Here is a 13,266-nt window from a genome sequence, read left to right on the forward strand (position 1 = left end):
CAAGCTTTTACGGGTGGCATCGGGATTCGCTGGCACTTCTTTATTCTTTATATAGAAAGAGTTTGAAAAGGAGGCTCTTTTCTTAAGAAGGCACTGCTTCGTTTTGTTTGGCGATTTCTTCATTAACCAATGAACGGCGCAATATTTTCCCAACTGCAGTCTTTGGAAGCTCTTTGCGGAATTCGTATACACGCGGTACTTTGAACGACGCCAAATGCTTGCGGCAATATGCATCAAATTGTTCTTCTGAAATGCTATAGCCTTCTTTTTGGACAATATAAGCTTTGACAGTTTCGCCGCGGTACGGATCTGGCACACCCGCTACAACACATTCTTGGACAGCTTCATGCTCATACAGAATTTCTTCGATTTCACGCGGGTATATGTTAAAGCCTCCGGCAATGATCATGTCTTTTTTCCGGTCAACAACGAAGAAATATCCTTCATCATCCATATAGCCCAAATCCCCTGTCAACAGCCAGCCGTCTACAATCGTAGCAGCGGTATCATCCGGGCGGTTCCAATAACCTTTCATCACTTGTGGACCTTTGATCGCAATTTCGCCGATTTGGCCGTTAGGAACAGGTTCTGTTGTGCCTGGAAGGAAAATCTTGCAGTCGGTATCGGGATACGGCAAACCGATTGAACCTTTTTTGCGTTCACCCCACAGCAAGTTAGAGTGCGTGACTGGAGAAGTTTCAGTCAATCCGTAGCCTTCCACCAATTTTCCTCCGGTGATTTTCTCGAATTTTTCCTGAACATCTGCCGGCAGCGGCGCAGAGCCGCTTAAGCATGCTTCAATCGATGACAAATCGTATTTCGCGATGTCCGGATGATTCATCAAGCCGATATACAGCGTCGGAGCTCCTGGGAATAAAGTCGGTTTTTGCTTGCTGATGGTTTTCAGCGCAGTTTCCGGATCAAATTTAGGCAGCAGCACCATGCGGTTGCCTTGCATGACCGAAAGAATCAGCACGGTTGTCAAACCGTAAACATGGAATAAGGGAATGATTCCCATCATCGTTTCTTCGCCTTTTTTGCTCTTGTACAGCCAGTTGTCGCACATGGTCGCATTGGAAATAATGTTTTTGTGCGTCAGCATAACGCCTTTAGGGGAACCGGTGGTGCCGCCGGTATACTGCAGCAGCGCCAGATCTTCATCAAAATCAAACGGCGTTCTGGCCACTTCGGTCGAAGCAATTTTCATCACTTCTGTGAATAAATGATTGATGCCGCGGTGTTCGACTTTTACCGACATGCCTGTCTGCTTTTTTTGCACCAGCGGATAAACGATATTTTTCGGGAACGGCAAATAATCTTTGATCCCGGTGATGATGACGTTTTCCAGTTTTGTGTCTTTGATCGCTTTGGAAATCCGTGGGAATAAAATATCCAGCGACACTATTACACGGGCGCCCGAATCATTCATTTGATAAGCGATTTCTCTTTCTGTATACAAAGGGTTGGTCATGACGACTACGCCGCCGGCATACAGGACGCCATAAAAGCTGATAACCGCTTGCGGGCAGTTCGGCAGCATAATGGCTACTCGGTCGCCTTTTCTTATGCCGAGCGTCTGCAAATAATTTGCAAACCGTTTTGATGAATCGTAAAGTTCACGGTAGGAAACGTCTTTCCCAAGAAAATGGATGGCCACTTTGTCAGGGAATTTTTCGTATGCCTGGGTTAAATACTCTTGCACCGGCATATTTGGATAAGTTAAGGTATGAGGAATTTCGGGCGGATAATGAGCGAGCCACGGCTTTTCAGTCATTCTTTTTTCCTCCTTTAGGGCTATAGAATAGTGCGAATATTCCTATTTTTATTATAACTGTAATTGAGAACGCTTTCAATAGCGAATCAACCGGCTGCATTGGATATTCCGCCTGCGGCAATTTCTGTCGATTTTCTGTAACAAAAAAGAACGGCACAGTCATAGACTGGCCGCTCTCTTCTAAATCATGAACAGAAAAACTATACCCACAATGACGAATAACACGCAAAAAACAAACAGAATTTTTATCAGGTTTTCCATTGTTCACAACTCCTATTAAATACTCGCGCCAATGACGTAAGACAGGCCGACTGATATGGTCAATGAAATAAATCCGACAGATCGGTTGTCTTTTTCAATTTCTTCGTCCACATTAAATTTCGGTGTCAGAAATTCAAACAGAATATAGGCAAAAATCAGCAACGTAAACCCGTATAAGCCCCAGCCAATCATTTGAGGCAATGAATTGTGCTCTTCAATGGAAAAACGGAAAATATTCGTAATCCCAAAAATCTTACCGCCTGTTGCCATCGCTACCGCCAAATTCCCTTTCTTGATTTCTTCCCAGTTTTTATACTTGGTGACTATTTCAAAAATCACCATGGAAACAATCAAACATAAAACGACAACGCTGAAGTATCCAGCTGTTTCTACCAGCGGATGAGTCCAAAATCCAGTCTCTGACATGCTTCAATCTCCCTTTACAAAATCACTTTAGTTCAGCTACTGTAACTCCGGAGCCGCCTTCTCCCGCTTCGCCGAAACGGTAACTTTTTACCCTTGGATGCTTTTTCAAGTATTGCTGGACGCCTTGGCGCAGCGCACCTGTCCCTTTTCCATGGATGATCGATACTTGATGATAATTTGATAGTAACGCATCATCAATGTATTTTTCAACACGGACAATCGCATCTTCATAGCGTTCCCCGCGGAGATCAAGTTCTAGTTTAACATGGCTGTCGCGGTTTTTCAGCGTCGCCATGGTTCTTGTTTCTTTTTGTTTTTCAGGTTTTGTATATTGCAGATCCGACTCAGGCAGCTTCATTTTCAAAATGCCGATTTGCACAGTCCACTCTTTATCGGATACTTTTTCAACAAGCGTCCCTTTTTGGCCAAATGAAATGACTTTTACTTCGTCGTTCACTTTCAGTTCTCTTGTCTGATTTGCTTTTGCAGCTTTCTTTAACACGCGGTTTTCCGGCATGGCAGCTTCCAGACGCTTTTTGGCATCAATCAATTGATGTTCTTTGATGCTCGACGCTTGGTTCATCTGCATTTTACGCAGTTCCGACATGACCCCTTCTGCTTCTCTTGTTGCTTGTTCCACTATTTTGCGTGCTTTTTCTTTGGCCTTTTCTTCTAATTTCTCTTTTTGATTTTCGTATTGCTTTAATTGATCTGCCAAATCTTTTTTCAAGCGGTCCGCTTCTTCCAAAAGTTCTTTTGACAGTTCCGCATCGCGTTCAGATTCTCTGCGGCTCTTCTCGAGAGACTCAATCATCGAATCGACTTCGCGGCGGTCCGTACCGGTAAAGCTCTGCGCGTGCTTGATAATGTGATCCGGCAAACCAAGGCGCTTGGAAATTTCAAATGCGTTGCTTCGTCCCGGAACGCCGATCAATAAGCGATACGTCGGGCTGAGCGTTTCCACGTCAAACTCAACGCTGGCGTTTGCAACGCCCGGCCGGTTATAGCCATAGGCTTTCAGTTCCGGGTAATGGGTGGTCGCCATGACCCTTGCGCCGCGTCCATGGACCTCGTCCAGCAGCGAAATGGCAAGCGCTGCTCCTTCTTGCGGATCTGTCCCGGCACCCAGTTCGTCAAAAATGACCAAAGAATTTTCATCAAATTTTGTTAAGATATCGACGATGTTGACCATATGCGAAGAAAACGTACTCAAGCTTTGCTCGATTGACTGCTCATCTCCGATATCGGCGAATATTTGGTCAAAAACCGCCAGTTCCGAGCCGTCAAGCGCCGGAATCGGCAAACCTGCCTGCGCCATCAACGTAAACAAGCCGACCGTTTTCAAGGTCACCGTTTTCCCGCCGGTATTCGGTCCAGTGATGACAATCGCTGTTATGTCACGGCCGAATTCAATATCGTTCGCTACCACTTCATCAACAGGAATTAAGGGATGGCGGGCTTTCCGTAAATTGATATAGCCTTCGGTATTCATTTCCGGTTTGGAGCATTTATTGGATGTTCCGTATTTCGCTTTCGCGAAAATCAAGTCGATTTCTCCAAGCACTTCAACCAACTCAAAAAGTTCGTGCGCCACTTCCTGCACTTGTGCGGAAAGCATTTGCAGAATGCGGTCAATCTCTTCTTTTTCTTTCATTTTCAACCGGCGCACTTCATTATTGGCTTGGACTACTGCGTCCGGTTCAATAAACAAAGTCTGCCCGGACGATGACTGGTCATGCACAATGCCGCCGTAATGGCTGCGGTATTCCTGCTTGACCGGTATAACAAACCGGTCATTCCGGATCGTGACAATGGAATCCGACAGCATTTTCGAAGCATTCTTGCCGCGCACCAGGCTCTCTAAGCGTTCACGCACTCGGCTTTCCTGTGAGCGCAATTGCTGGCGGATGGACCGCAGAGTTGAACTTGCACTATCCAGTACGCCGCCATTGTCGTCGATGCACATATTGATATCATGCTCGAGCGACGTCAAGATCGGCATTGATTCTTTTTTCTCCAGGAAATGAGGGATTTGGATAGCTCCTTCTTCCCGGATGCTCTCGAAAAACTGGCGAAGGATGCGGCTTGCGCGGATGGTCGACGATACTTCCATCAATTCCATCGGGCTTAAACTGCCGCCAATCTGTGCGCGTTTGGCATGCATGCGGATATCAAAAATGCCGCCCATCGGCACATTCCCTTTAACTCGCAGCACTCCAGCACCTTCGTCCATTTCTTCGAGCAGACGGTTTACTTCATTTATATCAGTCGATGGCAATAATCCATCGATTTTGGATTTCCCCAGAGATGATGTGCAGTATCGTGCCACTTCATCGCGGATTTTATAAAATTCGAGTGTTCTCATTGCGCGTTCAGCGATCAAGCGAGACACCTCCTATTTTTTCAGGTATTCTTTCAATTTCTCCAATGGCCAAGTATTGACGACATTGTCTTTTTTCAGCCAAGCTTTTTGGGCATGGCGCACGCCAATTGCCATTACATCGAGTTGTTCAATGGCATGGGCATCTGTATTAATGGCGACAGGCACCCCTTTTTCCTGAGCCATTTCCAGATGTTCAACTGCCAGGTCCAAGCGGTACGGACTGGCATTCAATTCCACAATCTTGCCGTATTCTTTTGCCCAGTCGAGCAGTTGCTCGATATCCGGGTCATAGCCGCTCCGCTGGCCAACAATGCGGCCCGTTGGATGAGCAATCATATCCACATGGGGATTTTTCATCGCCGTCAAGATTCGTTCCATGATCTGTTCCCGTGGCTGCTGGAAACTAGAATGGATGCTGGCAATCACGAAATCAAGCTGTTCCAGCACTTCATCATCAAAATCGAGTGAGCCGTCCGGCAAAATATCCATCTCTGTTCCGGAAAGCACTTCGATATCATCGTATTTCTGATTTAATTCACGGATTTCCGCATTTTGTTTTAATAAGCGTTCCGGCGTTAAGCCGTTTGCGACTTTCAGATATTCTGAATGGTCCGTAATCACCATATAGCTATAATTATGGCTGCGGCACGCATCGATCATTTCCGCCAGTGAATGGGCGCCGTCCGACCACGTCGTATGCATATGCAAATCGCCTTTGATATCCGGCAAATCGACGATCAGCGGGATATCGTCCAGAAGATCCAATTCGCGTCCATCTTCCCGTACGGTCGGCGGAATGAACGGCAAGCCAAAATGAGCATAGAAATCAGTTTCGGATGCAAACGTTGCCACCGTCCCGTCTTCTTGCTCAACCCCGTATTCACTGATTTTCTTGTTCTGTGACTTCGCGAGCTGCCGCATTTTCACGTTATGGTCTTTTGATCCTGTGAAATGATGCAACGCTGTGACAAATTCTTCTGGTGCCACCAAGCGGAAATCAATGTCAATCGGATCCTGGAATTCCACTGTCACCGAAACTTTCGTGTCGCCGGAGGCAATGGTCTCCTGAATAGGGAGGGCGGCCAGCAATTGTTCTTTTACAGCAGCAGGATTGGCAGTTGCAACGATAAAGTCGAGATCTTTGCTTGTCTCTTTCGTACGCCGGTAACTTCCAGCTACAGAAAACTCACTAATGCCTTCGATATTAGACAGTATATCCTCAACAAACTCCACAGCTTCTTCCGTTTTCCAGATGGGATGGCGTCCTGGTTTGGAGTCGAATTCAGTCAATTCCTTTAAAATCTTCTCTTCGGATTTCGGACCGAAGCCGGGCAATTTCTGAATCTCATGGTCAAGGCACGCCTGTTTCAGCGCTTCGGCAGAATCGATTCCGAGTTCTTTATAGAGCTTGGCAATTTTTTTGCCGCCCATGCCTTGCAGTTTCATCAATGGTACGAGCCCTTTTGGCACTTCAGCTTGGAGTTCTTCCAACACGGTTGACTTGCCGGTAGCAATCAATTCCAGAATGACATCTCCGGTTCCTTTGCCGATGCCTTTCAGTTTCGTGACGTCTTCCAGTTCATCTAAGCTCCGCTGGTCCAATTCAAGCGCTTGTGCCGCTTTTCGGAACGCCGATACTTTAAACGGGTTTTCCCCTTTTAACTCCATATATAATGCAATTTTTTCAAGTGTTCTGATGATAATTTTTTTATTCATCCAGAGCCCTCCAGTATTTAGACTTAAAAAAACTTCCCTCGGTAAGAGAGAAGTTCTTACTTACGTATAAATATACCACCATTCTTTTACTTTCTCTGAGAAATACGGTGTCCGTTCGAGCATGAACTGGGCACTCCCTGAATTCTCGAGCTGGCTTTGAACGGCATCCATCGGAAGCAGCGCAAACACGTAAATGACGATGAACAGCAGTATGTACACTTCGATGAAACCTAATACCGCTCCCAGAATTTTGCTGAAGAAACCAAGAACCGGCAAATATTTCAGGAAATCAAACATGGATGCAATCAACTGCAATCCGAATTTAACCACAAAGAAAATTAATGCGAAGGCGAGTAACTGGTAAAATGTTTGATCCAGGTCCAGCTGCTCAATGGCAATCGTAAACCGGGAATCTTCGCCGACAACCGGATACGGCACCCATAGCACGAAGTAGTCCGCTAAAGGTTTATAGTAGAGATAAGCAACGACGAGTGCGACAATAAAGCCTACCATGTGAATCAGCTGGAGCACGAGTCCCCGTTTGGCGCCAACAATCATGCCGCCAATCAACAAAATCAGTAATATAATATCTAGCATGTTCGTCAACCCTTCAACTTTCTCAATTCATTTTCTAATTGTTCTACGCGCTCTTTCAGTTTAAGATTATCATGTACCATATTAACAGCAGTTAATACAGCGAGCTTCGAACTGTCAAGTGATGGGTTCATCGCATGGATTTCACGCATCTTCTCATCCACCATCGATGCGACTAATTGCATATGCGCGGATGTTTCTGTGCCAACCAATTTATAAGTATAGCCATATATCTTTATTGAAGTGCGAATTCTGTGATCCTCTGCCAATGCTCCATCCCTCCTTAGAAATCCTATACATAATCATAACATGAACTAATCCAGAAAGTGAATTATAAGAAAGGAGACTCACCTATGTCTAACACAGTGCTTCAACTTCCCGAGGAAAGTCTCCTCCAGATCATTAATCATTATAACAATAAAAAAGTGGCAGCCAAAGCTCCGTATATCCGCTTTACCGCTAAACTGTCCGACGCGGTCGTGACCGTTTATAATTCCGGCAAAGTCATGTTCCAAGGAGCAGGAGCTGAACGCGAAGCTGCCAGATGGGGTTCTGCCTCCCCTGCCGCTGTTAAAACGGTCTCTACAAAAGGGGATGTTTTGCCGCCCGATTTCGCATATAAGTCCGTTCTCGGATCTGATGAAACTGGAACCGGCGATTTTTTCGGCCCGATTACAGTTGCTGCCTGTTTTGTACCGGCTGATAAAGTCGCGCTTGCCCATGAGCTCGGAGTGAAAGACTCCAAGCAATTGACTGATGATTATATGCGCATCATTGCGCCTGACTTAAAATCGGCCTTTCTCCATAGTGTATTGACCTTAAAAAATGATAAATACAATGCTGTTCAAAGCAAAGGCTGGTCACAAGGAAAAATCAAAGCGCTGCTGCATAATCAGGCATTAAAACATGTTTTGCGCAAAATGGCTCCCGAGAAACCGGAAGCGATTCTGATTGACCAATTTGCTGAGCGCGGCATCTATTACAACCACATAAAAAACGAAGCAGAAATCATTCGTGAAAATGTACTGTTCTCCACTAAAGCGGAAGGTTTGCATGTATCAGTAGCTTGCGCCTCCATTATTGCGCGCGTGGCCTTTTTGGAAGAAATGGATGCACTCAGCCAAAAAGCTGGCGTCACCTTGCCAAAAGGTGCAGGAAAAATCGTCGACGAAGCGGCAGCGAAGATTCTGTTGAAGCATGGTGAGGCGTTTTTGCAGTCCATAACGAAGGTGCATTTCGCCAATACGAAAAAAGCGAAGGACTTGGCGTTTAAAAAGAGGTCTCATTGATATCCGAGTTATTTAAAAAGCTTGAGGAATAAATCCTTGAGCTTTTTTAGTACCACTTCAAATGTTTAGAACATTCTTATTTTACCATATCTCTGGAAGAAAGGAAGTTTTTTTAAGGAATTTGTACTAGGTAATTTGCGGATAAATAAAAACGGAATCCTCGGATTCCGTTTTTATTTTTATTGTTAATAGTTGACTTCCATATCCAGGTCCCATTCCAAATCAGAGATTAGAAGTGGCAGACCGAATTTCTCGACATCTTCATAGTTATAATTGATTGCCACTCCGCAGCTTTCCAGGAATTTAGTGGCATCGTTAAAATATACGAGTTTCCCTTTAGTGGGATCTACCGTTGGAGTAGCAGTTTTTGAGTATAAGTGAATTTTGCCGGAGCCTCTAACGGCTAGGGCAGAACCGCTTTGGCCTTCAGAATCACTCGTGTCTATAGTAGTAAAGATATTAGTAGGATCCGAAGTAATTCCGTCCAAATTAACACACAATTTCGAACCGTTATTAATAGTGATTTTTTTAGAATTATATACTGCCTTTGTCTTGTCTTTACTGCCAATGCTGATAAATGTATTATCAAAAGAGTTCTGGTTATTATTAAAATTTATCACTTCTGCCACTAGAAAGTTGTTCCGGCTTTGGGGGTTAAATTCACCTAACCTTAGAGAGCCCTTATAATACATTATTAAATTTTCAGTTTGGTTTATATTAGTGTTCTTGTTTATTGTACCGTCGTTAATTAATAATGGAATTTTATAAGGATTAGCTTGACTATATTGATCTGGAAATTTATCTAAAATCATATAAAAAGAACTATTAACTTTTACTTCTGCTAATTTTTTTAAATACTCATCTTCTTTCCCTATTAAATCAGTATATTTACAAGGTCCCATTTCGGGGGTTATATTTGCCAATGGCGGACAAGGACCTACCGATGGATCATTCACCTTATCCAATAATTGCGGAAAGAAGTTAGTAGCATCTGTTATCGGTTTCCCCCATTTCACTTCTACTTCAGACAACGCACTTTCATCAAAAAACGGAACCTCTGGAAAGCTTAGTTTAGTAGAAAGCGACTTTGTTTTCTCTGCTGCAAGAGACGTTGAGGAACCTTGGCTTGCAATCATTTTTTTTCCCACAACTTCCAATTCTAATTCAATTGTATTATTAGAGGATAATACAGGCTGAAGCGATGTTGAACCCAATATATGTGAAAGAGTATCGCTTACTTGTTCTTCTGCCATATTACTCAGCGCTAATTGGTTCTTCATTTCAGTTAGAAATTGCATTCTTAACTCTTGATCATACTCTTCAATATTACAATTAATCCATTCTTGCATAATAGGATATTTGGTTTTTGTACAGTTAGCATTCAACAGTGTGTGGGCAGGATATTTTTTCACCTCTGCTTCTAGTAATACTTTTTTCTTTTGAGCTTCTGTATTAACTATCGTATAACTTTTTCCAAACGCTTTTTCCGCTTCTTTAGTGTATTTTTCAACACCCATTTCTGCAGCTGTTACCGCTAAATTACCTTGGTCAACAGTTTGTTCCTGCTTTGCATGGCTTAATGAGGCCTGGATAAATACCGCAGACATACTCAAAAATAAAACAATTAGCAGCAGAGCAATGACTAAGGTATAGCCCCTTTCTTCTTTCAACTTATTGATCATCTGCAATCCCCCCTGTCCATATCTTTATTGAAGTTCCCATCTTATTGCTTATTTTTGTAATTCACTTAGATTCAATATAGCCATAAGTTTCACTGTTTAATTTGTTATCTTTTTTAACCATTAAATGCACTTGATATAAACTTGCTACATTAACATCTCCAACTAATTTAGGGGTTTTGTATAAACGCATTTCATACGTGTAACCATCTTCATTTTTTGTAAAAAGAAAATACGGATCTGCTGCTACTGAAAAATCGTCATAGGTGGTTGCTGCAATAGTAGAAGTGATATCAGTGATCAGTTTCGGATAAGTTACCCCTTTAATCTCACTAATCTCCTGCCTGGCAAGATTCATCGTATCCAGCTTGGTATACGTCTTGTCATTGAACAAAGTCATTTGTGAGAAAACGGTCATAAAGCCGACAAACACGATGCCTAATAAAACCAGAGTGGCCAAAATTTCTACCAGCGTTAGCCCTTTTTCGTTGTTTTTTAACTTCTTCACTGTGCTCCCCCTATTTATTAGAATTTTTCACGTTTATCTTCGATTCAAGTCATTTTTACTAGTGAATTCTCTTTATTTCCAGTTTATCACTGTTAAATTTAATTACTAGTACTTTTTACGGAGGCATTTCTATTCACTCTGTTTATTTGTTCCCGATTTTAAACACAAAAAAAGCGGAATCATGAAGATTCCGCTTTCTGTTTAAATCAATTTACCTATATTGTTAGCTGCGCAGTTCCGCGCCAACTTCAGTCAAAGCCGATAGAACTTTTTCATGGACGTTCGTTACTTCTTCATCCGTCAAAGTTTTCTCCGGATCGAAGTACGTCAGTGAGAACGCCACTGATTTTTTGCCTTCTTCCAGATTGTCTCCTTCGTACAAGTCGAAGACACGGACATCTTTCAGCAGTTTGCCGCCTGCATTGCGGATCACCGTTTCAATCGTTCCTGCTTCAACGATTTTCGAAAGGACCAAAGCAACGTCACGCGAAATCGACGGATAACGCGGCACTGGCGTGTAGACAAGTGCTTCCGATTCAACATTCAATAACGCCGCCATGTTCAATTCCATGACAATCGTGTTTTTTAAGTCGCGCGCTTTTTGTTCAGTCGGGTGAAGCTGGCCGATGACACCTACTCGGTTGCCATTCAGCATGATGAATGCTGTACGCCCTGGATGCAAATCGTCCATCTGGCCGCGTTCAAATGCCAGTTCAACTCCAAGTTTAGCAGCCAGCCCTTCTACAATGCCTTTCAATACGAAGAAATCGACGGCTTTCTTTTCACCTTGCCAGCTATTGTCCAGCCACAGGCCAGTCATGGCAATAGCTAAATGTTCTTCTTCGTTCAACAATTCGCCTTCCGTTTTCAAGAACACCGCACCGGTTTCATACATAGCGACAGAATCCATTCTTCTAGCCGTGTTATACGTTACCGATTCCAATAAATGCGGCAATAAGCTTTGGCGAAGAGTGCTGCGTTCTTCACTCATCGGCATCAGCAGTCTTGTTGTTTCCGTTTCAGTCAACGCAAATTGAGTGGCTGACTTCTCAGACGTGAGTGAATAAGTCGTTGCTTGCAGAAGTCCTGCACCTTCCAAATACCGGCGGACGATGCGGCGTTTTTCCTGGTACGGCGTCAAGCCGCCCGGAGTCGCTTCCGTTTCCGGCAAAGTAGCCGGAATTTCATCATAGCCATACAAGCGTGCAATTTCTTCTACAATATCTTCTTCTATTTGAATGTCTTGGCGGCGAGTCGGCACTGAGATGACCAGCTGTCCATTGACGGCGTCTGTATTGAATTTCAAGCGCTCGAGAATTTCCATCATGTCTTCAAACGGGATCTTCATGCCAAGGCGTGCGTTAACGAAGTCCGGAGAAACTTTGACGATTTTTTCTTCCCGGTCAAGCACATCAAAAATGACTGATCCAGCAAGCACTTCCCCGCCGGCAAGTTCCGCAATCAGACTTGCTGCACGTTCTGCTGCCGGAATGACGCGGTTCGGGTCAACCCCTTTTTCATAGCGTGAACTTGCATCACTGCGCAAGCCATGGTCTTTTGACGTCTGGCGGATTGAGCCTGATGCAAAATAAGCGGATTCAATGACAATGGTCTTTGTCGAATCGCTGACTTCCGAGTTAGCGCCGCCCATGACGCCAGCTAGAGCTACAGGCTCTTCGCCGTTTGTGATCACCAGGTTATGTGCAGATAATACGCGTTCCGTGCCATCCAAAGTCGTAATTTTTTCGCCTTCTTTGGCGTTTCTTACAGTGATATTGCCGGTTTTCAATGAATCGTAGTCGAATGCGTGAAGCGGCTGGCCGTACTCCATCAACACATAGTTCGTAACATCAACTACGTTGTTTAAAGGACGTACTCCTGCAGCCATCAAGCGCTGCTGCAGCCACATCGGCGATTCCTTCACTTCGATATTATGGATCACTTTAGCGACATATAACGGGTTGGCATCCGATGCATCAACGTTCAATGTCAGCATTGATTCCGCTGTATCCGCTGATTCTGTATAAGTTGCTTCCGGCAGTTTTACTTCTTCCGATAAAATAGCGCCGACTTCATACGCAACACCGAGCATGCTCATGGCATCCGCACGGTTCGGCGTAAGATCCAGTTCAAGTACGGTATCGTCCAAGTCGAAATTCGTGATAACGTCAGAACCAACTTCCGCATCTTCCGGCAAGACATAAATGCCTTCTGCATATGCTTTTGGCACAAGTTTCCCTTCAATTCCCAGTTCTTGAAGAGAGCAGATCATACCGTTGGATTCTTCTCCGCGAAGCTTCGCTTTTTTAATTTTCATGCCGCCTGGCAGTACAGCTCCAGGGCGTGCCACAATCACTTTTTGCCCGGCTGCAATATTCGGTGCGCCGCAGATGATCTGCGTTGTTTCTTCGCCGACAGCTACTTGGCAAATCGATAATTTATCCGCTTCCGGATGTTTGATGCATGATTCAACATAACCGACCACTACATTTGTGATGCCATGCGAACGGTCGATTACCGCATCCACTTCGATGCCGGAACGCGTTATTTTTTCGCCAAGGTCAGCAGGCGCCAACTCTTGTGTATCTACATAATCTTTTAGCCATTTAATGGATACTAACATGTTTTATTTCCTC

11 protein-coding genes are annotated in these 13,266 nt (G+C 44.2%); 1 reads left to right on the forward strand and 10 read right to left on the reverse strand.

Annotated features, from left to right (window positions below):
* Nucleotides 1-82 precede the first annotated feature (82 nt).
* From ACSFXN_RS08885 to zapA, 7 genes are read right to left on the reverse strand one after another with little or no spacing between them, the layout of a single operon-like run.
* Nucleotides 83-1,774 carry an AMP-binding protein gene (locus ACSFXN_RS08885; protein ID WP_437149755.1) on the reverse strand — a complete coding sequence of 564 codons (1,692 nt, stop codon included), beginning with the start codon at nucleotides 1,772-1,774 and terminating at the stop codon, nucleotides 83-85.
* A complete protein-coding gene (locus ACSFXN_RS08890; RefSeq protein WP_437149756.1) occupies nucleotides 1,767-2,042 on the reverse strand; it encodes a hypothetical protein in 276 nt (91 codons plus the stop codon). Before ACSFXN_RS08890 ends, ACSFXN_RS08885 begins: the two co-directional genes overlap by 8 nt.
* An 8-nt stretch (nucleotides 2,043-2,050) precedes the next feature.
* A complete protein-coding gene (locus ACSFXN_RS08895; RefSeq protein ID WP_300992331.1) occupies nucleotides 2,051-2,461 on the reverse strand; it encodes a DUF350 domain-containing protein in 411 nt (136 codons plus the stop codon).
* A gap of 22 nt (nucleotides 2,462-2,483) precedes the next feature.
* A complete protein-coding gene (locus ACSFXN_RS08900; protein ID WP_437149757.1) occupies nucleotides 2,484-4,844 on the reverse strand; it encodes an endonuclease MutS2 in 2,361 nt (786 codons plus the stop codon).
* A 12-nt stretch (nucleotides 4,845-4,856) separates the two neighbouring features.
* Entirely contained in the window at nucleotides 4,857-6,560 is a 1,704-nt protein-coding gene (gene polX, locus ACSFXN_RS08905) for a DNA polymerase/3'-5' exonuclease PolX (protein ID WP_437149758.1), read from the reverse strand.
* A gap of 60 nt (nucleotides 6,561-6,620) precedes the next feature.
* The gene (locus ACSFXN_RS08910; protein WP_437149759.1) at nucleotides 6,621-7,157 is read right to left on the reverse strand and encodes a CvpA family protein; all 537 of its coding nucleotides are present in this window, start codon (nucleotides 7,155-7,157) and stop codon (nucleotides 6,621-6,623) included.
* Between the two features lie 5 nt (nucleotides 7,158-7,162).
* Entirely contained in the window at nucleotides 7,163-7,423 is a 261-nt protein-coding gene (gene zapA, locus ACSFXN_RS08915; RefSeq protein WP_437149760.1) for a cell division protein ZapA, read from the reverse strand.
* Nucleotides 7,424-7,507: 84 nt separating this feature from the next.
* Between zapA and rnhC the strand changes: the two genes are divergently transcribed.
* Nucleotides 7,508-8,443 (forward strand): ribonuclease HIII, encoded by a 936-nt coding sequence (gene rnhC / locus ACSFXN_RS08920; RefSeq protein ID WP_437149761.1) that lies wholly within the window; start codon nucleotides 7,508-7,510, stop codon nucleotides 8,441-8,443.
* A 185-nt stretch (nucleotides 8,444-8,628) separates the two neighbouring features.
* On the opposite strand, the gene ACSFXN_RS08925 is transcribed toward rnhC, so the two are convergent.
* The 3 genes from ACSFXN_RS08925 to pheT all read right to left on the reverse strand — a co-directional run bounded on the left by ACSFXN_RS08925 (nucleotide 8,629) and on the right by pheT (nucleotide 13,253).
* Nucleotides 8,629-10,125, reverse strand: coding sequence for a hypothetical protein (locus ACSFXN_RS08925; protein WP_437149762.1), 1,497 nt, complete (start codon nucleotides 10,123-10,125; stop codon nucleotides 8,629-8,631).
* Nucleotides 10,126-10,186: 61 nt separating this feature from the next.
* The gene (locus ACSFXN_RS08930) at nucleotides 10,187-10,630 is read right to left on the reverse strand and encodes a type IV pilus modification PilV family protein (RefSeq protein WP_437149763.1); all 444 of its coding nucleotides are present in this window, start codon (nucleotides 10,628-10,630) and stop codon (nucleotides 10,187-10,189) included.
* A gap of 223 nt (nucleotides 10,631-10,853) precedes the next feature.
* Complete coding sequence (gene pheT, locus ACSFXN_RS08935; protein WP_437149764.1) at nucleotides 10,854-13,253, reverse strand: phenylalanine--tRNA ligase subunit beta; 2,400 nt, start codon at nucleotides 13,251-13,253, stop codon at nucleotides 10,854-10,856.
* Nucleotides 13,254-13,266 lie beyond the last annotated feature (13 nt).

Origin of the sequence: Planococcus sp. 1R117A (genome assembly GCF_051417975.1) — a bacterium.
In the GTDB taxonomy this organism is placed as follows: Bacteria; Bacillota; Bacilli; order Bacillales_A; family Planococcaceae; genus Planococcus; species Planococcus shenhongbingii.

Coding starts and splice junctions, on each gene's coding strand:
- ACSFXN_RS08910 (WP_437149759.1), bottom strand. CDS start 7,157: ATGCTAGATATTATATTACTGATTTTGTTGATTGGCGGCATGATTGTT.
- rnhC (WP_437149761.1), top strand. CDS start 7,508: ATGTCTAACACAGTGCTTCAACTTCCCGAGGAAAGTCTCCTCCAGATC.
- ACSFXN_RS08885 (WP_437149755.1), bottom strand. CDS start 1,774: ATGACTGAAAAGCCGTGGCTCGCTCATTATCCGCCCGAAATTCCTCAT.
- ACSFXN_RS08925 (WP_437149762.1), bottom strand. CDS start 10,125: ATGATCAATAAGTTGAAAGAAGAAAGGGGCTATACCTTAGTCATTGCT.
- pheT (WP_437149764.1), bottom strand. CDS start 13,253: ATGTTAGTATCCATTAAATGGCTAAAAGATTATGTAGATACACAAGAG.
- polX (WP_437149758.1), bottom strand. CDS start 6,560: ATGAATAAAAAAATTATCATCAGAACACTTGAAAAAATTGCATTATAT.
- ACSFXN_RS08895 (WP_300992331.1), bottom strand. CDS start 2,461: ATGTCAGAGACTGGATTTTGGACTCATCCGCTGGTAGAAACAGCTGGA.